This is a genomic window from Streptomyces sp. NPDC040410 (genome assembly GCF_055595715.1).
This window is the reverse complement of record NZ_JBVIVK010000023.1, coordinates 1-22,334: the sequence shown is the minus strand read 5'-3', so window position 1 is coordinate 22,334 and position 22,334 is coordinate 1. Positions and strand designations below refer to the sequence as shown.

Here is a 22,334-nt window from a genome sequence, read left to right as displayed (position 1 = left end):
GCGTGGCGGTATAAATCCAAGGCGGCCGTATACAAGCCGCGCTGGCCGGAACCTGATTCCAGGAAGGTGGCGTGCGTGTGAAAGGCCGAAAGCGACAGCATCGGATCCTGACGCAGCTCGCCCTGCGTGCCCTGGCTGCTGTCCGATCGCGTGCTCTTGCGACCACGCAGAGCCGGCGGACGTTCGCCAAGTGGCGGGCCGGACCTCGATTCGGCGGGCGTGGGTGGGTCGCTGGCCACCTCCCGTGCGGAAGCCGGGCACCGGGCCGGGGCGGAAGTCACGCGGCGGGAGGGCTTCCTGACGGGACTGAACGCGCTGTCCGCCGCTGTGTCGGCAGCGCCGGTTCACAGGTGCCGCGGACACCGGGAAGACGGTGTTCCTCCTCCCCCGGCAAGGGAAACCGGCCGGAGATGGCGGTGAACCTCATCGGCCGCTGTGAGGTGTTCCCCCGGCGGTTGCCAAGCCCTCGGGGACGCTCTCAATCGAGGCGAGCAGGTCAACCGCTCTTTTGCACGGACGGTCTGGGAACGAGAGATCGCGAAGGACCTGTGGTGAGTTCGTCTCCGCGCCGGATGCGTCGGGCAGCGGCTCGACGACGTGATCGGACCTCCTGATCGGCATCGACCGACCGGCAGCAGCCTGTCTCTGACGCACCCTCAGCCACTCGACGTGCTGCGTCCGCGGCCACGGCCATGGCTGCGCGCAGCCTCCTGCGGCGGATCGGCGGTGTGCGGGCGCAGAAGGACGACGTTATCGAGGCGATCCGGTTCGCCACCCCCGAAGAGAGTCTCGATCTCATGGACAGCAGAGGCCAATTGTGACGAACGCAGACCGGCTCGCCGAGCATCTGAAGAAGACCATGCTGGATCTGTACCAGGCCGAGGCCCGGCTGCGGGAGGCCGAGGAGCGGACGGCCGAGCCCGTGGCGATCATCGGGATCGGCTGCCGCCTGCCGGGCGGTGCGGACTCCCCCGAGCGGCTGTGGCGCCTGCTCGCAGACGGCGTGGACGCCATCTCGGGCTTCCCCACGGACCGGGGCTGGGACATCGACCGGCTCTACGATCCCGAGCCCGGCCGACCGGGCAGGACGTACACCCGCAGCGGCGGATTCCTGTACGACGCGGGCGACTTCGACGCGGCCTTCTTCGGGATCTCGCCCCGCGAGGCGGCCGCCGCGGACCCGCAGCAGCGGCTGTTGCTGGAGACCGCCTGGGAAGCCGTCGAACGAGCCGGCATCGATCCGGCGTCCCTGCGCGGCAGCGCGACCGGCGTGTTCGCCGGCGTCAGCCAGAACGGGTACGGCGGCGCCCTCGACCAGGCCACCGAGGCCTCCTCCGGTTACCTCCTCACCGGCACCGCCGGCAGCGTCGCCTCCGGGCGCATCGCCTACACACTCGGGCTGACCGGGCCCGCCGTCACCGTGGACACCGCCTGCTCCTCATCGCTGGTGGCCCTGCACCAGGCCTGCCAGGCCCTGAGGACCGGGGAGTGCGAAATGGCCTTGTCCGGCGGTGCCGCCGTGATGCCGAACCCGGGCATGTTCCTGGAGTTCTCCCGGCAGCGGGGCCTGGCGGCCGACGGGCGCTGCAAGCCGTTCGCGGCGGCCGCCGACGGCACCACCTGGAGCGAGGGCGCCGTGATGCTGCTGCTGGAGCGGCTGTCCGCCGCGCGGCGGGCCGGCCATCCGGTGCTCGCCGTGATCCGCGGCTCCGCCGTCAACCAGGACGGCGCCAGCAACGGCCTCACCGCGCCGAGCAGTGCCGCGCAGATCCGGTTGATCCGGCAGGCTCTGGACAACGCCGGGCTGACCCCGGCCGAGATCGACGCCGTGGAAGCGCATGGCAGCGGCACCACCCAGGGCGACCCCGTCGAGGCCCGCGCTCTGATCGCCGCGTACGGCGGCACAGAGCGCGCCGGCACGGCCGACCTGCTGGTCGGCTCGCTGAAGTCCAACCTCGGGCACACCCAGGCCGCGGCCGGGGCGGCGGGAGTGATCAAGATGATCATGGCGATGCGGCACGGGCTGCTGCCGGCCACCTTGCACACCGACCGTCCGACCCCGAACGTCGACTGGGCGGACAGCGCTCTGGCCCTCGTTCCCGAGCCGACTCCCTGGCCCGAGCACGACCGGCCGCGCCGGTGCGCGGTGTCCTCCTTCGGGAGCAGCGGCACCAACGCCCACCTGATCCTGGAGCAGGCGCCCGCCGACCGGGCCGACGGGGAAACCTCCGCCGCGCCTGCCGCCGACCGGGAAGCCGGCCGCCGCACATGGCCGGTGCCGGTGACCGTTTGCGCCCGCGACGAGATAGCGCTGCGCGCCCAGGCGGCGCGGCTGCACACCAGGCTGGTCGAGGACCCGGAACTTGACGCGGCCGACGTGGGTCACAGCCTGAGCACCGGCCGCGCGGTCTTCGAGCACCGCGCCACCGTGCTCGCCGACGGCCGCGCCGACCTGCTCGGCGCCCTGGAGTCGCTGGCCCGCGGGACGTGTCCGCCCGGCGCCGTCCAGGGCGTCGCCCGGCCGGGCCCGCTGGCCTTCCTGTTCCCCGGGCAGGGTGCCCAGCGCCCCGGCATGGGACGCGAACTGCACGCCGCCTTCCCGGTGTTCGCGGACGCCTTCGACGAGGTCTGCGGCCATCTCGACCCACTGCTCGACCGCCCACTGCGCGACTTGCTCTTCGCCGACGACGAGGCGGCGGAACTCGATCGCACCGGCTACGCCCAACCCGCCCTGTTCGCGCTGGAGACCGCCCTGTACAGCCTGGTGAGGTCTTTCGGGCTGACGCCGGGTCACCTGCTCGGCCACTCGGTCGGCGAGCTGAGCGCGGCGTACGCGGCCGGTGTGCTCTCACTCCCCGACGCCTGCGCGCTGGTCGGTGCCCGCGCGCGCCTGATGGAAGCGGCCCTCGGGCGCGGCGCGATGGTCTCCCTGGAGGCCACCGAGGAGGAGCTGCGTGAGATCCTCGCGGTCGAGCCCGGCGTGTCCGTGGCCGCGGTCAACTCCCCCACCGCCACGGTGATCTCGGGTGACGAGGAGGCCGTGCTGCGGGTGGCCGAGGCGTGGGCCGGGCGTGGCCGCGCCACCAGCCGGCTGCGCGTGAGCCACGCCTTCCACTCCGCGCACCTGGACCCCCTGCTCGACGAGTTCCGCGACGTCGCCCGCGGCCTGGACTTCCACCCCCCGCGCATCCCGCTGGTCTCCAGTGTCACCGGCCGGCCCGCCGACGCCGCCCAGCTGTGTTCCCCGGACTACTGGGCCGACCAGTTGCGCCGGCCGGTCCGGTTCCTGGACGGGGTGCGTCGGCTGGCGGGTGACGGCGTGACCGGCTGGCTGGAACTGGGGCCGGGTGCCACGCTGACCGGCCTGGTGCGGCAGAGCGGGGTCGGGGGCCGCACGGACGCCGCGGTGGCCGCTCTGCTCCGCGGCCGACCCGAAGCCCGCACCCTGCTGACCGCGCTCGCGCGACTGCACGCCGACGGTGCCGCAGTACGCTGGCCCGACGGGCTGTTCGGATCCGAGCCGCAGCGCGTGGAACTGCCGACCTACCCCTTCCAGCGGCGGCGCCACTGGATGCGGCCGCCCGCACCGCGCACGCACACGGCCGAAAGACATCCGCTGCTCGGTGCCGAAATCGAACTCGCGGACTCCACCGAACACCGCTACGGGCAGACTCTGAACACCGAGCGGCCCTGGTACCTGACGGGGCATCGCCTGGGCGGAAAGGCGGTGTTGCCCGGCAGCGCGATGATCGAGTGGTTGCTGGCGGCCGGGCGCGCCCGATCGCGGAGCACGGCCGGCGCCTGGTCGGTGACGGACGCCGCTTTCACCAGTTTCCTGCCGGTGCCGGACGGGGCCGAGGTCACCGTGCAGACCGTCGTCGGGGCGGACGGCCGGATCCGCTGCCTGAGCCGTGCCGAAAGTCCGGGCGCCGGGTGGACGGCGCATGCGGAGGCCCGCTTCGTCGGCCCGGGCGGCGAGGAGCGGGCGGCCGCCGCCGATCCCGTGGCGCTGCACGAGGGGATGACCGAGCTGAACCCGTCCGACCTGTACCGGCGGTTCAGCCGGATCGGGCTCGACTACGGACCGGTGTTCCGCTCGGTCCGGCGGCTGTGGCGCGACGGCGACCGGGCCGTCGCCCTGGTCGAGTTGACGGAACCGGCGGGCAAGGACGACGGCCCGCTGCACCCGGTGGTCCTGGACGCCTGCTTCCAGACCGTGGGCGCCTTCACCGAGGCCGAGCCCGACCCCTGGGTGCCCACCCGCATGGCCTCCCTCACCACCTACGACCGGCTGCCGAGAAGGGTCTGGTGCCACGCCCACTGGCAGCGCGCCGGGCGGGCGGCAAAGGGCACCTTGGACCTCGACCTCCTCGCCGACACCGGCGAGCGGCTCGTCACCGTCCGAGGCCTCCTCATGCGCGCGGTGCCCCGGGCCGCCTTCCCCGCCGGCGTCACCCTCCCACGCCGCTACACCGTCGGCTGGCAGCCGGCCCCTGAACCGTCCACCAATGCTCCGGTTCCGACGGGCGTCTGGCTCTTCCACACCGTCACGGCCGGCGGGGCCACCGCGGAGCGGCTCGCCATTGGACCTGACGGCACCACCATGGAGCGGCTCGCCGCAAGACCGGACGGCGCGACCGTCGAGCGGCTCGGGCCCGGCACCACCGGCACCGACGCCCCGCGTGGTGTGCTGGTCCGCCTCGCCACCGCGGGCGGTGGGGAAGCCGGCGACGTGCTGGGGGAGACGTACGGCCTGGCCGGGTCCGTCCTCGGCCTCCTGCGCGGCTTCCTGAGCGAGCACGCGGCCGCCCGGCCCGAGGTGTTGCTGTGCGGCACGGGCGCCACCGCACCGCGTCCCGGGACGGACGACCCGGACGTGCGGCAGGCCGTGGCGGCCGGACTGCTGCGCGCGGTGATGGCCGAGTACCCGGACGTCAGGTGCGTCCAGCTGGACCTGGACCCGGCCGCGCCCGCGCCCGCGGCGGACGAGCTGCTGCGCCGAGCGGCGGCCCTGCCCGGCTCCGGCCATCTCGCCCTGCGCGACGGCCGGTGGTACGAGGCACGACTGCGCGAGCAGCCCGCGGCGCCGGACGACCCGATGCCGGTCCGTCCGGACGCCACCTACCTGATCACCGGCGGCTGGGGCGCCCTCGGTCTGGCCACCGCCCGGCGGCTGGCCGGCCTCGGGGCCCGTTGCCTGCTGCTGGTGGGGCGTTCCCTGCCGGCCGCCGAGCCTGCCGCGGTGACGGCAATGCGCGCGTCGGGCGTGCGGGTCGAGATGCGCGCCGCCGATCTGGCGGATCCGGGGGCGGTGCGGGCCCTGCTCACCGAGGCCGCCGTCCAACTGCCGCCGCTGCGTGGCGTCGTGCACGCCGCCGGGGTGAACTCCGAGTCCGTACTGGAGTACGAGGACGCGGCCGAACTGCACCGCATTCTGGACCCGAAGGTACGCGGCGCCTGGTTCCTGCACCGCCAGACGGCGCCACTGGCACTGGACTTCTTCGTCCTCTACTCCTCCATCGCCTCACTGTTCGGTGCCCCGGGCCAGGCGTGTTACGGCGCCGGCAACGCGTTCCTGGACGCCCTCGCCATGCACCGGCGCCACCAGGGACTGCCCGCGCTGAGCGTCAACTGGGGCCCGTGGGCCGAGTTCGGCATGGCGGCCCGCCCGGAGATCCTTGCCCGGTACACGGCGGACGGCATCACTCCCCTGGCCACCGAGGCCGCCCTGGAGACACTCGGCACCCTCGGCACCGCCGCGCAGACCTGCGTCGTCACCGTCGACTGGGCCCGTATGCCGGCCGCACAGCGCCGGCCGCGGTACACGCTGCTGGCCGACCTGGCACCGGCCGGGGCCGAGGCGGCCGAGCCGGAGCCTGCCGCCACCGATCCGGGCCGGATCCGCGCGCTTGCGCGGCTCACGGTGACCGACCCGGCGCTCGCCCGGGCCACCGTCGTGGACGAACTTCTGGAGCGCACCACGCGGTTGCTGGGGATGACCGAGAGGGAGCGGGACACGCTGCGCCCGGTCTTCACCCACCGCCGGCTCAACGGGCTGGGCTTCGACTCACTGACCACCCTCCAGCTCCGCAACCAGCTGCTGACGGATTTCGGCGCCGAAGCGCCGACCGGGTTCCTGTTCGGTGGCACTCCCGGTGAGATCGCCGATCTGGTCTGCCGCCGGCTGACGGTGCTGTCGGTGCTGGCCGACGCCGACGACCCGGACGACGACGCCTCGGACACCGAGGTCCTGACGCTCTGACACCGCACCTGCGTGCGGCCCCGGCCGACCTCAGGTGGACAAGGAGACACCGCTGTGAGTGGAACCGGTACGACGAACGTGCCCGCGCTGCTGGACGAACTGGCCCGCAACGGCATCCGGCTCAAGGCGGCCGCCGACGGCCGTCTCGAAATCCAGGCCCCCCGGGGCCGGCTGACCGTGGATCTGCGGGACCGGATCGGCAGGCACAAGAGCGAACTGCTCGCCTGGCTGGGCTCGCTGAGCAGCGGGCGACCGCCCGAGGCCGCGGCCCTGCCGCAGGTGGTGCCGGACCCGGACGGACGGTACGAGCCGTTCCCGCCGTCCGACCTGCAGGCGTCCTTCCTGATCGGCAGCCGGGAGGGGTTCGAGTACCACGTCCGGCCGCACCAGTACTTCGAGTACGACCTGGAGGACCTCGACCCGCGCCGCCTGGAGACGGCGATGAACGCCGAACTCCGCTACCAGCGCGGCAATCTGGTGGTGGTCCGGGACGACCTGCGTCTGGAGACCGTCCGCGACCCCGCCCCGGCCACACTGAAGGTGCTCGACGTGCGCGACCTCCACGAGGAGGACGCCGTGGCCGCGGTCGAGCGGGTGCGCGGCGAGATGGCGGAGACCGAGCCGGTCCACGACCGGTGGCCCTGGGTGGATCTGCGGCTGAGCCGACTGCCGGGAGGCCGGTGCCGACTGCACCTGAACAACAACAACATCTTCAGTGACGCCCCCGCCACCCTTCGCTTCCTGTCCGTGGTGCTGCGCCGCTACCACGAACCGGACTGGGCGCCGCCGGAGCTGCAGATCGGATTCCGCGAGTGCGTGCTGACCCTGGCCGAGCTGGAGGAGTCCCCGCTGGGGCAGGCCTCCAAGGCCTACTGGACCGAGCGGATCGCCGACTGGCCGGAGGCGCCGCCGGTGCCGCTCGCCGCGGGCGCCGATCCGCGCACCCGGTCCGACCTGCGGCGGCGTGAGCTGCTCTTCCCTCCCGAGGTGTGGTCGGCGCTCAGGGCCAAGGCGGCCGCACGCCGCCTGACCACGACGACCGTGCTCTCCGCGGTGCACGCCGAGGTGATGTCGTACTGGAGCGGCTCGCGGCACTTCCTGCTCAACAACATGATCACCCATCGGCTGCCGCTGCACCCGCAACTGCCCGACGTCCTCGGCAACTTCGCCTCGCTGTATCCGCTGGAGGTGGACTGGCGGCCCGACGAGCCGTTCGAGGACCGGGTCCGCCGGCTGCAGGCACGGGTGCTGGCCGACGCCGAGCACGGTCACTGGAGCGGGGTGAAGGTGCTCCAGGCCCTCAACCAGGCCCGGCGTACCCCCGGCCGGGCGGTGTGCCCGTTCGCGATCGGCAGCGCGCTGTTCGTCGGCCCGCAAGACCGGCCCGTGGCCAGTCGGCTGGAGACCCCGCAGACGCTCATCGACTGCGAGTTCTGGGACCTGACCGACGGCCGGCTGTGGGTGGTCTGGGACGTTATCGAGAATATGTTCCCGGACGGCCTGATCGACGCCATGGAGCAGGGCTACCGGGCCATTGTCCATCAGTTGGCCGCCTCCGACGAGGCCTGGTCCACGGTCGCGTTCGACCTGCTGCCCGAGTCGCAGCGCAGGCGCCGCGCCGAGCTGAACCGGCCGTCGGCGCAGGTGCCTTCCGGACTGCTGCACCACCCGCTGCGAACCCGGGCCACCGAGCGGCCGGAGCACACCGCCGTGCTCGCCGCCGACGGCGCGCTGGACTACGGGGAGTTGAAGGCCCACAGCGAGCGGATCGCCGCACTGGTGAGGAAGAGCGGGGCGCCCGTCGGCGGTCTGGTGGCCGTCGTGCTGCCCAAGGGCAGGCTCCAGGTCGCCGCGGTGCTGGGCGTGCTGGGCGCCGGGGCCGCCTACGTGCCGCTCGACCCCGACTGGCCGGAAGAGCGGCTGCGCGCCGTACTCGCCGACGCCCGGCCGAGCGCCGTTCTCACCGACTCGGCCGGAGTCGGACGGCTGACCGGGCCGGCCTCGGCGGCCGTTCTGGACGTGGCGGCCGCGGCGCCCGCGGAACGGCCGCCCGCCGCACCCGAGCCGGCACCCGGTGACCCCGCCTACGTCATCTACACCTCCGGGTCGACCGGCCGCCCGAAGGGCGCGATGCTCGACCACCGGGGACCGCTCAACACGATCGCCGAGATCAACCGCAGGTTCGGCGTCACGGGCCGGGACGTGATCTTCGGCGTCTCCTCGCTGTGCTTCGACCTGTCGGTGTACGACATCTTCGGCACGGTGCACGCCGGCGCCACCCTGGTACTGCCCGAGCCGGGCGACCCCGACCCGGCGGCGTGGCTGGCGGCGGTGCGCAAACACGGTGTGACCGTGTGGAACTCGGTCCCCGCACTGATGCAGCTGCTGGTGGAGGAGGCCGAGGCGACCGGCGTGGACTGCCCCTCCCTGCGCACCGTGCTGCTGAGCGGCGACTGGATCCCGGTGGACCTGCCGGACCGGATCCGGGCGATCGCACCCGGCGCAGCCGTGATCTCGCTGGGCGGCGCCACCGAGGCGTCGGTCTGGTCGATCTGCCACCCGATCGACCGGGTCGACCCGGACCGGACGTCCATCCCCTACGGCAAGCCGCTGGCCAACCAGAGCTGGCACGTGCTGGACGAGCACGGGCGGCCCGCGCCCGCCTGGGTGGCCGGGCACCTCCACATCGGCGGGGTCGGCCTGGCGCTCGGTTACCTCGGCGACGAGGAACGCACCCGGGCCGCCTTCGTCGCGCACCCGGACAGCGGCGAACGGCTGTACCGCACGGGTGATCTCGGCCGGTACCTGCCGGACGGCAGCATCGAGTTCCTCGGCCGGGCCGACCAGCAGGTGAAGATCCAGGGCTTCCGGGTCGAGCCGGGCGAGGTGGAGCACGCGCTGACGGAACTGCCCACGGTGGGCCTGGCCGCCGTCGTGGCGCACCGCACCGACTCCGGCAACCAGCTGGCCGCCTACGTGACGGCCGCCGAGGGCGCGCCGCCCACCTCGGACACCCTGGCGGCGCAGCTCGCCGACCGGCTCCCCCGCTATCTGGTGCCGGCCCGGATCACCGTGCTCGACCGGCTGCCGCTGACCCGCAACGGCAAGGTGGACCGCGGCGCCCTGCAGGCGCGCGGCGCCCAGGAGCCGGACACCGCCCGCCCGTACACCGCACCACGCACCGGGGTTGAGGCGGTGCTCGCGGAGACCTGGGGCGCGGTCCTCGGTGGTGGCCCGGTCGGTGTGCACGACGACTTCTTCGACCTGGGCGGGCAGTCGTTCACAGCGCTCCGGGTGATCGGGCATATCGCGCGCCGGATGAACCGCAGGCTACCGCTCGGCACGCTGCTGGAACGCCGTACGGTGGCCAGGCTGGCCGAGTGGCTGGAGACCGGTGAGGAGGCGTGGTCACCACTTGTCACCCTGCGCGAGGGCACCGACGACCACCCCTGGTTCTTCGTGCACCCGGCGGGCGGCAACGTGCTCTGCTACCGGGAGCTGGCCGCACGGATGGGCCGCCCCTTCCACGCCTTCCAGGCCCCGGCCGCGCCCGCACAGACCATGGACGCCCTGGTGGCGCCCTGTCTGGACGCGCTGCGCGCGGCCCGCCCGCACGGTCCGTACTTGCTCGGCGGTTGGTCCTCCGGCGCGGTGATCGCCGCGGCGCTGGCCGAGCGGCTGGAAGCGCTCGGCGAACGGGTGGAACGGCTGGTCGTCATCGACGCGCCGGCCCCGCTGGAGGCCAGGACGCCGGACCCCGCGGCCCTGCCGGGCTGGTTCCTGGAGGACCTGGACGTCGGCTTCGACCGGCTCACCGCCGACCCCACCGCGCTCAAGCGGCTCGCCTCGCCCCTCGCCCCGGACGAGACCGGCGTGGCGCTGCACCGCGCCGCCGGGCCGGCCTGCACACTGACGCCGGCCGAACTGGCGGCCGCCTACGAGGTGTTCCGCGCGGTGGTGCTCGCCTGCAACCGGCACGCGGCGGGCCGGATCGGCGCCGACGTGACCGTGATCCGCGCCGCCGAAGGGACGCCCGGCGAGTTCGCGGGCCACCCGCACGCGGACGAGCCCGGATGGGGCTGGTCCGCGCTGACCACCGGACGCACCAGGGCCGTGACCGTTCCCGGCCGCCATCACACCCTGCTCACCGGGCCACTGGTCGGCGCCGTCTCGGACGCGATCACCCGGTGTACCGAGGAGGACGTTCGCCGATGACCCATGACCTGCTGGTCGAACTCCACCGGCGCGGCATCAGGCTGCGCCTGGTCGACGACCGACTCGAAGTGGTGGCGCCGACCGGTGCGCTGACACCCGACCTGCACGCCCGGCTGACCGCCCGTCGGGACGAACTGATGGCCGTGCTGCGTCACATGTCGGCGCGGGAGGACCGCCCTGCGCTGGTGCCGCGGCCGGAGCTGCGCCACGAGCCCTTCCCGCTCACCGACGTCCAGCACGCCTACTGGGTGGGCCGCCGCCCGGCGGTCGAACTGGGCGGCGTGGCCACGTACGTGTACATCGAGCGGGAGCGGACGGGGCTCCGTCCCGATCGGCTCGAACGCAGTCTGCACCGGGTGATCGAGCGGCATGAGATGCTGCGCGCCGTCGTCCAGCCGGACGGGCGGCAGCGGGTGCTGCCCGAGGTCGAGCCGTACGTGATCGCCGTGGACGATCTGCGGGGACTGGACGGGCCGGAGCGGGAGGCCCGGCTCGCCGCGACCCGGGCGGCGATGGACCACCAGGTGCTGCCGACCGACCGCTGGCCGCTGTTCGACATCCGGGCCTCGCTCCTCGACGGAGACCGGATCCGGCTGCACATCGGCCTGGACCTCCTGGTCGTCGACGGCTTCAGCATGTACGTCCTGTTCCAGGACTGGCAGCGCTTCTACGAGGACCCGGCCTGGTCGCCCGAACCGCTGGAGGTGTCCTTCCGGGATGTGGTGGTGGCCGCGGAAGCGGCTCGGGAGGGTGCCGGGTACCGGGCGGCCGAGACGTACTGGCGGGAGCGGCTGCCGGAGCTGCCGCCCGCACCGGAGCTTCCGCTGGCGGTCCAGCCGGGTCTGCTGGGCCGCCCCGAGTTCACCCACCGCCACGGCCGGCTGGCGGCCGAGCGCTGGCGCAGGGCGAAGGCCACGGGACGGGAGCGTGGGCTGACGCCGTCGGTCGTGCTGCTCACCGCGTACTGCGAGGTACTGCGGATGTGGTCGCAGCAGCCCGGCTTCACGGTGAACCTCACCCTGCTCGATCGCCCACCGGCGCACCGTCAGATCGGCAGTCTCGTCGGCGACTTCACCTCCACCACGCTGCTCGCCGACCCGGCTGCGGCGGCAGAGCCGTTCGCCGCGCGGGCCCGCAGGCTCCAGGAGCGGCTACTGCGCGACCTGGAGCACTCCGCGTTCAACGGCGTGCGGGTGCTGCGGGAACGGACCCGGGCCGCGGGCGGCGGCCCCGGCGCGAGCATGCCGGTGGTGTTCACCGCGATGATCCTGACCGGCGGGTCGGAAGACCCGGCGGCGGGCATGGAGTTCTTCGGCAGGCCGGAGTACCAGATCAGCCAGACCCCGCAGGTGTGGCTGGACCACCAGGTGACCGAGGAGCGCGGCGACCTGGTCTACAACTGGGACGCCGTTGAGGCGCTCTTCCCGGACGGCGTGCTGGACGACATGTTCGCGGCCTTCGGCCGGGTCCTGGAGCGGCTGGCCGACGAGCCGACGGCCTGGGACGCGGTACGCCTCGCGGACCTGCCGGCCTGGCAGGAGGAGACACGCCGCCTGATCGACGACACCGCGGCGCCGATCCCCCGGCGCACGCTGTACGGGCTGGTCGCCGAGCGGGCGGGCCGGTCGCCCGGCGCCACCGCCGTGATCAGTGACGAGGGAGCGTTCACCTACGACGAGGTGCTCGCGCGGGCCCACCGGCTGGCCCGGGTCCTGCTGCGTCTCGGCGCCGAACCGGGGGCGCTGGTCGGGGTGGTGCTGGACAAGGGCGTCGACCAGATCTCGGCGGTGCTGGGGATCGCCGCCTCCGGTGCCGCGTACCTGCCGATCGACCCGGGCTGGCCTGCCGAACGCAGGCGCAGGCTGCTGGCGCAGGGCGCGGCGCGGATCGTGGTGACCTCCGGGGACACCGGGCGCGACGGGCTGCCGGAAGGGATCCACGTGGTCACCCTCGCGGACGGGGAGGTCCGCTCGGCCGACGCGGGTCCCCTGGACACCCGGCCCGCGCCGTCCGACCTGGCGTATGTGATCTTCACTTCGGGTTCCACCGGGCAGCCCAAGGGCGTGATGATCGAGCACGGGGCCGCGGCGAACACCGTTCAGGACATCAACTCCCGCTTCGCGGTGGGTCCCGAGGACCGGGTGCTGGCGCTGTCGGCGCTCAGCTTCGACCTGTCGGTTTACGACGTGTTCGGCGTGCTCGCGGCGGGCGGCACGGTGGTGCTGCCCTCGCCGGGCCGGGAACACGACCCGGCGCACTGGGAGGAACTGGTACGCCGGCACCGCGTGACGGTGTGGAACACGGTGCCGGCCCTGATGCAGGCCTGGACCGAGAGTGCCGCGTCCGGCGGCGGGGCGAGCGCGCTCAGGCTGGTGCTGCTCAGCGGCGACTGGATACCGGTCGCGCTGCCGGACGCCGTTCGTACCGCACACCCCGCGGCCCGCGTGATCAGCCTGGGCGGCGCGACGGAGGCCTCCATCTGGTCCGTGCACTTCCCGATCGGGGAGGTGCCCGCCGACTGGACCCGTATCCCCTACGGCCGGCCACTCGCCAATCAGCGGATGTACGTCCTGCACCAGGACTTCCGCCACTGCCCGGTGTGGACACCCGGCGAGATCTTCATCGGCGGGGTCGGTCTGGCGCGGGGCTACTGGGCCGACAAGGAGCGCACCGCGGAGCGGTTCGTCACCCATCCGGAGACGAAGGAGGTGCTCTACCGGACCGGTGACCTCGGCCGATATCTCCCGAACGGGGACATCGACTTCCTCGGCCGGACGGACTTCCAGGTGAAGCTGAACGGCTACCGGATCGAGCTGGGTGAGATCGAGGCGGCCCTGCGCGCCCAGCCGGGTGTGTCGCAGGCGCTGGCATCGGTGCGCACCAGCCCGCACACCGGGCGCCGGCAGCTGGTCGCGCACGTGGTCGCGGAACCGGCCGCGCCCGGCGCCGACGCGCTGCGCACCGCACTGGAACAGACACTGCCGGGCTACATGGTGCCGCACCGCCTGCTGTTCATCGACCGGGTCCCGCTGGGCGACAACGGCAAGGTGGACCGCTCGGCGCTGCCGGACCCCTGGCTCAAGGCCGAGGACATCGCGCGCACCGGGCCCCGCGACGAGATGGAGCAGCGGCTGCTGCGGGTGTGGGCCGACGCGCTCGGCAACCAGGACCTCGGCGTGCACGACAACTTCTTCGAACTGGGCGGGGACTCCCTGCACGCGGTGCGGATCCTCAGTCTGATCCGCAGTGAGCTGGGAATCGAGCAGCAGGCCGAGGAGGACCTGGAGATGCTCTTCGACCACCCAACGGTCGCCGAGCTGGCCCGCACCCTGGCCGAGCGGATCGGGCGCTGATCCGATGGGCACCCTGAACGGCGGGCTCGCGGCCTGGGACGACATCGTGGTCGGCGGCGGCTCTGCGGGTGCCGTGCTGGCGGCCCGGCTCTCGGAGCAGCCGGAGCGGCAAGTGCTCCTGCTGGAGGCGGGCGATCGGCCGACCGGCGAGGTCGACCGGCCCGTACTGTCCGGCGCCAACTGGGACTTCACGGCGTACGTCGGCGAGGCGGGTGCCGAGCGGCGCCGCTACCCGTATCCGGTGGGCCGGGTGCTCGGCGGTTCCTCGGCGGTCAACGGGGCGCTGGCGCTGCGCGGCCTGCCGGGCGACTTCGACGGCTGGGCCGCGGCCGGAAACGACGAGTGGGCGTGGGACTCCGTCCGGCCGGTGTTCGCGGCGCTGGAGGCGGACGGCGACTTCACGGGCCCCGGACACGGCACGGACGGACCGCTGCCGATCCGGCGCACCGCACCCGGCGGGCTCGCGCCGCTGGCGGCCGGCTTCCTGCGGGCCGCCGGCGACCTCGGCATACCGCCGGCCCCCGACCTCAACGGCCCGGACGGCCTGATCGGCGCGGGGCCGGTACCGCTCAACGCGGTAGGACGGCGCCGGATCTCGTCCGCCGACGCCTATCTGCGGCCGGCGCTGCACCGCCCCAATCTGACAGTGCTCACCGGCTGCCGGGCGACCGGACTGTGCCTCGCGGGCGGGCGGGTGACCGGGGTGACGGCGGTCTGCGACGGGGACCCGCTGACCCTGTCGGCCGGGCGGGTCACGCTCGCCGCGGGCGCCGTCAACACGGCCTGTCTGCTGCTGCGTTCGGGCATCGGCCCGGCAAAGGAGCTCGCCGCGCAGGGCATCCGTCCGCTGGTCGATCTGGCGGGTGTGGGCCGCGACCTGATCGACCATCCGATCATCGCGCTGTGGGCCGTCACAGCGGCCGGCATGGCCCGCCCCGACGAACCGATGCACCAGGTGCTGGCCCGGGTCAGCAGCACCGGCGGTCCGGTGCCCGACCTCAGTCTGACCCTGGTGAACACCCTGGCGGGGGTGGCCGTTCCGGGTGCCGCGGCCGTGCTGCGCGGTCGCTCGGCGATGTCCCTGCACGCCAGCCTGCTCAGACCCCGTTCCCGGGGCAGCGTCACGCTGCGCGACGGGGAGCCGGTGATCGCCCTGCGTCTTGCGGCGGACGACGAGGACATGACGGCGCTGATGGCCGGCGCCCGTCTGGTGTGGGACCTGGTGCAGCATCCGGAGCTGGGACGGCGGCTGGACCGGCTGCTGATGTGGACGGAGCGCATGGTCTGCGACGACACCCTGCTGCGCCGCGCCGTCACCTCGTTCGTCGCCCCGGCCTGGCATCCGGTCGGCACCGCGCGGATGGGTCCCGTCGACGATCCTGGCGCGGTTGTGGACCAGCGTCTGGCGGTCCGTGGCCTGCGGGGACTGCATGTGGTGGACGCCTCGGTGATGCCCGCGATGCCCAGTGCGCCCACCAACCTGACCTGTCTGATGATCGCGGAGAGGGCCGCCACATGGATGCGCTAGCGACCACGGAGCGCCAGGCGTGGACCGTCCGTGTCACACCCGCCCCACCGGTGCCGGCTGGCCGCGCCGGCCGCGCCGTCTCGGAGACCTGCCACTGGCAGCCCGGCACGCCGACTTCGCTGTCCCGGTGGCCACTGCTTCCTGCACCAGGACCCCGAACCGGTGGTCACCGCCGTGGCCGGCGCCCTGCTGCCCACCAGCCCAGCCCCCCAGCCGGAGGCCGCGATGAGCTCGCCGTACGACCGCACGTTCCCGCTGACCGATCTGCAGGCCGCCTATCTGGTCGGCGCCAGCCCGCTGATGGAGCTCGGCGGCTTCCGGCCGAACCTGTACCACGAACTCGACGTGGTCGCCTTTGACGTCCAGCGGGCCGAACGGGCCCTGCAGCAGCTGGTCGACCGGCACGAGCACCTGCGCACCGTGGTCCTGCCCGAGGGCGAACAGCGCGTCCTCGGCCCGGCCGAGAGCCCGCCGTTCCGGCTGCGAACCGTCGATCTGGTCGCCGCTGACCCCGAGGAGCAGCGGGCGGTGCTGGCCGCCACCCGGGAGCGGATGCTCGACGAGGGGCCCGATCCAACGGGCTGGCCGCTGTTCGCGATCACCGCGGTGCGGCTGCGCCGCCACCGCGTCCGGCTGCACCTGGCGATGAGCCTGCTGCTGCTCGACTCCGGTTCCACCCGCCGGCTGGAGCAGGAGTGGTGGCAGCTCTACCTCGATCCGGCGGCCGAACTGCCGCCGGTGACCGGGACGTTCCGGGAGTGCGCCGCGGCCGCCGCGGCCCGCGCGGACGGGCTCGCGTACCGTGAGCACCTCGCCTACTGGGAGTCCCGCCTGGACACCCTTCCCGAGGCACCCCGCCTCCCGATGGCGCGGCGTCCCGCGGCCATCTCCCCGGTGCGGCTGACCCGGCGCTCCTTCGTCCTGGACCGGGCGAAGTGGCAGCGTCTGCGGGCCGCCTTCCGAGCCCATCGCGTCATGCCGACCACCGGGCTGCTGCACGTGTACGCCGAGGTGCTCGGGGCCTGGGCGGCCAGTCCCCGGTTCTGTCTGAACGTGCTCCACCAGAACTGGATCACGCGGCACCCGGAGGCGGCGGGCGTGGTCGGCCAGTTCAGCGCCACGCTGCCACTGGAGGTGGACCTGGGCGCCGACGGCGACTTCTGGGCGCGTGCCGGACTCCTTCAGCGCCGCCTGTGGCGGGACATGGAGCACTCCGATGTCTCCGGTGTGACGGTCACTCGGGAGCTTGCCGCCCGCCGCGGCTGGACCTCGACGCCGACACTGCCGTACGTGTTCAACAGCATGCTGGGCGCCACCGGGCAGCGGCCCTCGGCGCCCCGCCCGGCGTGCCGGACGGTCCACACCGGTCTGCGCACCCCGCAGGTACTGATCGACAACCAGACCAAGGACACCCAGGACGGCGGCATCGAGTGCGTCTGGGACATGGTCGACGAGGCCTTCCCCGCCGGCCTGCCGCAGACCCTGTTCGACACCTACCACCGAGTGGTGGAGGAACTCACCGCGCCCGACGGCGTGGAGCGTGTGCCCGAACTGCTGCCGCCCGGGCACCGGGAGGCCGTCGAGGCGCTCAACCGGCCCGCTCCCGCTCCGCCGGGCCGGCTGGAGGACGGTTTCCTGCGGCAGGCCGGGGAACGGCCGGACGTCCCCGCGGTGATCGCCGCGGACCGCACCCTGACCTACCGCGAACTGGAAAGGGCATCCGGAGCGGTGGCCGCCCGGCTCACCGCGCTCGGCGCGGGTCCTGGCCAGGTGGTGCCGGTGGTCATGGCGAAGGGCTGGGAGCAGGTGGTGGGCGTGCTCGGCGTGCTCCGCGCCGGGGCCGCGTACTGCCCGGTGGACGCCGCCCTCCCGGCCGAGCGGATCGGCCGGCTGCTCGCCGAGTGCGGCTCACCCGTCGTGCTCACCCAGGCGCACACCGAGCCGGAGCTGCCCGACCCGAGGGCCGCCCTGCGGGTCGAGCTCCTCGAACCGCTGCCCGAGCCGGACGGGACGGCAGGGTCCGAGTCCCGGCCCGGAGGGGCCGGGGACGCCGCCTACGTCATCTACACCTCCGGCTCCACCGGCACGCCCAAAGGCGTGGTGATCGAGCACCGGGCGGCGCTGAACACCGTCATGGACGTGTCGGATCGGATCCGACTCGCCCCGGGCGACCGGGTCTTCGGGATCTCCGCGCTCAGCTTCGACCTGTCGGTCTGGGACATCTTCGGCACCCTGTCCGCAGGCGCCACCTTGGTACTGCCCGCCGCGACCGCACGCCCCGACCCGGTCGGCTGGGCCCGGTGCGCCGCCGACCACGGCGTGACGGTGTGGAACTCGGTACCCGCCCTCGCCGAGCTGCTGATGGAGGTGGCGGAGCAGCGGCCCGGCCCGGCGGCGCCTCCCGTGCGGGCCTTCCTGCTCAGCGGCGACTGGATTCCGGTCGGCCTGCCGGGCCGGATGCGCCGCTGCTGGCCCGACGTCCGCGTACTCGCCATGGGTGGCGCTACCGAGGCCGCGATCTGGTCCAATCTGCACGAGATCGGCGAGGTGGACCCGGCCTGGCCGTCGATCCCGTACGGGGTTCCGCTGCGTGGCCAGACCATGCGGGTGCTGGACCACCGGCTGGAGCTGTCCCCGCCGTGGGCCACCGGCCGCATCCACATCGGCGGCATCGGCCTCGCCCGCGGCTACGCGGGAGACCCCGAGCGCACCGCCGAGCGTTTCTTCCCCCATCCGCGCACCGGTGAACGGCTGTACCGGACCGGCGACCTGGGGCGGTACCGGCCTGACGGGACGATCGAGTTCCTCGGCCGGGAGGACCGCCAGCTGAAGATCCAGGGCTTCCGCGTCGAGCCCGGAGAGGTCGAGGCGGCGCTGCGCGGACACCCGTCGGTCGCCGAGTGCGCGGTCTGCGCCGTGACCTCTCCGGGACAGCGGCTGACGCTGGTGGCACTGGTCGTGGCAGCGGGGCCACGGCCGCCCGGAACCAGGGAGCTGACGGACCATCTGCGGGAGCGTCTGCCCTCCTACCTGGTGCCGGGCCGGATCCACCTGGTCGACCGACTGCCACTGACCGCCAACGGCAAGGTCGACGCACGTGCCGCGCTGGCCCTGGTCGACGACGCCGAACCGGCCGACAGCGGCGGCGGACTGGACGAGGGTGCGCTGAAACAGCTCGCGGAGCTGTGGACCGAGTTGCTTCAGGCACCGGCGATCAGCCCGGACAGCGACTTCTTCGCCCTGGGCGGCAACTCGCTGCTGGCCCTGCGGCTGGTCAACCGGATCCGTGCGGCCTTCGGCATCGAGCTGGGCTTCGGCGAGGTCTTCGAGAACCCCACCCTCAAGGCGCTGGGCGCCCGACTGGCGGAGGGCGGCCGCACGGATTCCTGCGCGGTGACGCTGGCCGGCGGCACCGGACCCGAGTTGGTGCTGTTCCACCCGGTGGGCGGCTCGGTGACCGGTTACCTGCCCCTCACCCGCTGCTGGCCGGGACCGATCCTGGCCTTCCAGCACCCCTCGCTCGCCGGGGACTCGGACGCGCCGCCCGCCGCGGACCTGGCCTCGCTGGCCGCCGGGTACCGCCAGGAGCTGGAACGGCTGCGGCCACAGGGTCCCTACCTGCTGGGCGGCTGGTCGATGGGTGGAGTGCTGGCGCAGGAGGTCGCCCGCCAACTGGCCGAGCACGGCCGCGACTCGCGCGTGTTCATGATCGACAGCGTCACGCGGGAGCAGCGGGTACCCACCGACGAGACCGAGCGGCAGCTGGAGTTCCTGCGGGACCTGGCGGGCGGGCGACTGCCCGGGACGGTCGCCGCCGCGGTCCGCGCGGCCCCCGAAGGGGCCGTGGCCGCGGCGCGGGAGGCCGCCGTCGCCCACGGACTGCTGCCGGCCGAGGTCGACCTGGCCGCCCACCGCCGGCTGTCGGCCGTGCACGCGCAGAACCTGGCGCTGCTCGCCGCCCATCGTCCGCGCAGTTGCGGGCAGCCCACCCTGCTCGTCATCGCCGAGCGCGAGCCGCGTTCCGGTGAGCCGGCCGCGGACTGGCGCACGCTGTGCCCGGCGCTGGAGGTGCTGACCCGGCCGCGGGACCACCACTCGATCGTCACGGCGGACGAACTCGGCCTCCTGGCCACGCGGCTCTCCGCCTGGCTGCAAGGTGCCGGCCTGTCCGGCCCCGCTTCCTCCGTGACCGGAAGGGACGGCACGTGATGACCGACCGTCAGCGCACCGGTGAGGCCGACGGGGTGACGGTGACGTGGGTGGTGGCCGTGCCGCTTGCGGCTCATGGCTGCCGCCGCTGCGCCACTAATGCGCGGGCCGCAACCGACGGCGCGGCTCGCCCGTATGCAGCAGGCGACTTTTTCGCACATCGGGGCCCACCACAGGGGTGGTGGCAGTAGCGGCCTTGTGGGCAAGAGACTCTCGCGTCTCGCGGCCCCTGTCCGGAGGTCATTGTTCGAGGGAGAGGGCTTCGGCTGGATCGGGGAAGATCCGGCGGCCCTTGTAGTCAAAAATGTAGAGACTGGCAAGGTCGATCAGGAGCGGTACCTGCTGGCCGATGCGCAGCCGCTGGTCGGGGCCGATGCGGACGACCAGGTCGCCTGCGACAGTGGCCGGTCGTTCGGCGGTGGGCGGCGGCGGGTCCGGCACGGCGGTACGCCGTGCGAGGCGGACGAGATCCAGGGCTGCTGTCGCTGCCCGCGACCTCTGCCGCGGGTGTGCCTTCCCGGTGGTTGTCGGCTTCGCCGCCTCCAGCTCCGGAACGAGGGCGGTGCGCGCGCCGGCATCGAGGTGCACCAGCGACTCGTGACCCTGATATTCCATGTGCTCCACCTTCCCGACCAGCACCACCTCGCCCGGCCGCGCGGTGCTCGGCCGGGCGATCCGCACTGCCTCCGAGCGCAGCCCGACGATGATCGGCCGCCCCTGCTGGATGCGCAGCATCTGGTGGTCCAGGCTGAGCGGCTCCGGCAGGACGAGCCGCTGTCGCCCGATGTCGATCCACATCCCGCCGTCCAGCGGGGCGTGGACTGTCGCCTCCAGCAGATTGATCCGCGGAGTGCCGATGAAGGAGGCGACAAAGACGTTCTGCGGCAGGTGGTAGGCATCACGCGGAGTACTGACTTGCTGCAGCACACCGCTGCGCATGATCGCGACGCGGTCGCCCAGCGACATCGCCTCGGCCTGGTCATGGGTGACGTACACCGTCGTGACGCCCATGCCACGGGTCAGCCGGGCGATCTCGGCGCGCAGATGGGAGCGAAGCTTGGCGTCGAGGCTCGACAGGGGCTCGTCCATCAGGAAGACCGAGGGGCGCCGGGAGATCGCCCGTCCCATAGCGACGCGCTGCCGCTCACCGCCGGACATCTGGCCGGGGTAGCGGTCGAGGAGATCCTCGATGCCGAGGGTGCGGGCGGTCTCGGTGACCCGGACGTCGGGATCCTCGCCGGGCATCTCGAAGCGCAGCGGAAAGCCGATGTTCTCGCGACTGGTCATGCTCGGGTAGAGGGCGAAGTTCTGGAAGACCATGGCCATCTTCCGGTCGCCGGGGGACAAGTCGTTGGCGTACTCGCCGTCCAGCCGCAACTCCCCGGAGGTGATGTCCTCCAGGCCCGCGATCATGCGAAGGACGGTGGACTTCCCGCAGCCGGACGGACCGAGCAGCACGAGGAACTCTCCGGGCGGGATGTCCAGGGAGAGACGGTCGACCGTTCGTGCGCCGCGGCCGTAGGACTTCGACACTTCATGCAGAGAGATGGCGCGAGTCATGTGGTTCCGCCAGAAAGGTGATGGTTCTGATATGCCCTTACGAGTCGGGGCAGGGGGTGCGCCCTGACCGGCCGACTGGCGCGGCTCGGGCATGGCGCTGTTCGATGGTCGCTCGCGCAAGCGGAAGTCGTCTGACTTTCCCTCGCTCTGAGCATCCCGGAGCTCTCAGGACGAGCACCGGCCGTCGGACAGGCACTGAGTCCGGGTGCCTTCTCGCGCAAGGTCGGAGGCCATGCGCAGGGCCCATCGCCACCGGGCGTTCGTGCCGTTGGTGACGGCCTTGTCATTGAGTGACTGCGCTTCGAGAAGGAGGGTGAGTGCTTCTCCCCGCGTGGCGACGGTCTCGGTGATCGCGTCGCGCAGTTCGGCGTTGGAGTACAGCGATTCGTGGTCGAGGTCGCTGAGGTAGAGGGCCGAAGATGAGGAGGTTTCGCCGTCAGGAAAGGGGGGGTTGAACCTCATGGCATGTCCGTACTTCAGAGGGCGGGCGTCTGCGTGGAATGCGGCGCAGCAGAGGCGAGGACTGCTCTTCTCGAGTGGTGCCGGCCGATGTTCATGGCGGAAGAAGAGTGCGGTGCCCCGCCGCCGTCGACGGGGCACCGCAGCGGAACGGCTCAGCCGGGGGATTTACCGCAGCCGGACCGCTGTCTGCGGCAGGCGGAAACGAGCAAGCCTGTCACGTGAGATTTATATCCCCATGTTTCTCCATACAGAGCCCCCGTTTGTATCGAGATAATGCCCGCATATGCCCGAAGTTGTTGGTGTCTCCGCAGGTCAGGGCGGAATCCCCCGTTTCTTGAACACCGTTTTCCGCCTACGACGTGCCCGTCTCCAACTCCCCCCAGCAGGTCGGCCGTTTACATGGCCACGGCCCGGCGGGCGTCACGCCCCTTCGAACCTCAGCGAGGTCAGCTGGCGTGCGGGTTGATGCTGTCCAGAGCGGGCAGTCCCATGATGATGATGTGGAGGATGGCCATCACGGCAAGGAGAATCAGCACGCCGATGATGATCTTCTTGGATCGCTTCATGTTGGAACCTTTCTCAGTTGTCCGGTACGAACAGATTCCGTACGTGCGTTCAGACGGCGCCAATGGATTCGGGGACGGTGAGCCGGGTGACTCGTCGGGCTGCGGTCGCGGCTGCCGCGGCGGAGGCGCTCAGGGACAGGAGGGTCCACAGGGCCAGGGCCTGGGGTGTGAACTGGAAC

The 22,334-nt window shown here is 72.8% G+C and carries 7 protein-coding genes; 5 read left to right on the top strand and 2 right to left on the bottom strand.

Going from position 1 to position 22,334, the window contains the following annotated elements:
- Positions 1-817: 817 nt before the first annotated feature.
- The 5 genes from ACZ562_RS32290 (at position 818) to ACZ562_RS32270 (ending at position 19,567) form a co-directional block, all read left to right on the top strand.
- Entirely contained in the window at positions 818-6,262 is a 5,445-nt protein-coding gene (locus ACZ562_RS32290) for a type I polyketide synthase (RefSeq protein ID WP_471186457.1), read from the top strand.
- Between the two features lie 54 nt (positions 6,263-6,316).
- Entirely contained in the window at positions 6,317-10,477 is a 4,161-nt protein-coding gene (locus ACZ562_RS32285; RefSeq protein ID WP_471186454.1) for a non-ribosomal peptide synthetase, read from the top strand.
- Positions 10,474-13,830 (top strand): non-ribosomal peptide synthetase, encoded by a 3,357-nt coding sequence (locus ACZ562_RS32280; protein ID WP_471186451.1) that lies wholly within the window; start codon positions 10,474-10,476, stop codon positions 13,828-13,830. The genes ACZ562_RS32285 and ACZ562_RS32280 overlap by 4 nt, the downstream gene beginning before the upstream one ends.
- A 4-nt stretch (positions 13,831-13,834) precedes the next feature.
- Positions 13,835-15,358 (top strand): GMC family oxidoreductase, encoded by a 1,524-nt coding sequence (locus tag ACZ562_RS32275; RefSeq protein WP_471186449.1) that lies wholly within the window; start codon positions 13,835-13,837, stop codon positions 15,356-15,358.
- A 162-nt stretch (positions 15,359-15,520) separates the two neighbouring features.
- Positions 15,521-19,567, top strand: a complete 4,047-nt coding sequence (locus tag ACZ562_RS32270; RefSeq protein WP_471186445.1) for a non-ribosomal peptide synthetase — start codon at positions 15,521-15,523, stop codon at positions 19,565-19,567.
- 240 nt (positions 19,568-19,807) lie between these two features.
- Here ACZ562_RS32270 and ACZ562_RS32265 read toward each other — a convergent pair whose 3' ends face one another.
- Both ACZ562_RS32265 and ACZ562_RS32260 read right to left on the bottom strand, forming a co-directional pair.
- Positions 19,808-21,127: an ABC transporter ATP-binding protein gene (locus ACZ562_RS32265; RefSeq protein ID WP_471186442.1), complete on the bottom strand. Its 1,320-nt coding sequence runs from the start codon at positions 21,125-21,127 to the stop codon at positions 19,808-19,810.
- A 165-nt stretch (positions 21,128-21,292) separates the two neighbouring features.
- Entirely contained in the window at positions 21,293-21,589 is a 297-nt protein-coding gene (locus ACZ562_RS32260; RefSeq protein ID WP_471186439.1) for a hypothetical protein, read from the bottom strand.
- Between the last annotated feature and the right edge of the window lie 745 nt (positions 21,590-22,334).

Excerpts from the sequence above, each read along its gene's own strand:
- ACZ562_RS32265 (WP_471186442.1), bottom strand. The coding sequence starts at position 21,127 with ATGACTCGCGCCATCTCTCTGCATGAAGTGTCGAAGTCCTACGGCCGC.
- ACZ562_RS32275 (WP_471186449.1), top strand. The coding sequence starts at position 13,835 with ATGGGCACCCTGAACGGCGGGCTCGCGGCCTGGGACGACATCGTGGTC.
- ACZ562_RS32260 (WP_471186439.1), bottom strand. The coding sequence starts at position 21,589 with ATGAGGTTCAACCCCCCCTTTCCTGACGGCGAAACCTCCTCATCTTCG.
- ACZ562_RS32280 (WP_471186451.1), top strand. The coding sequence starts at position 10,474 with ATGACCCATGACCTGCTGGTCGAACTCCACCGGCGCGGCATCAGGCTG.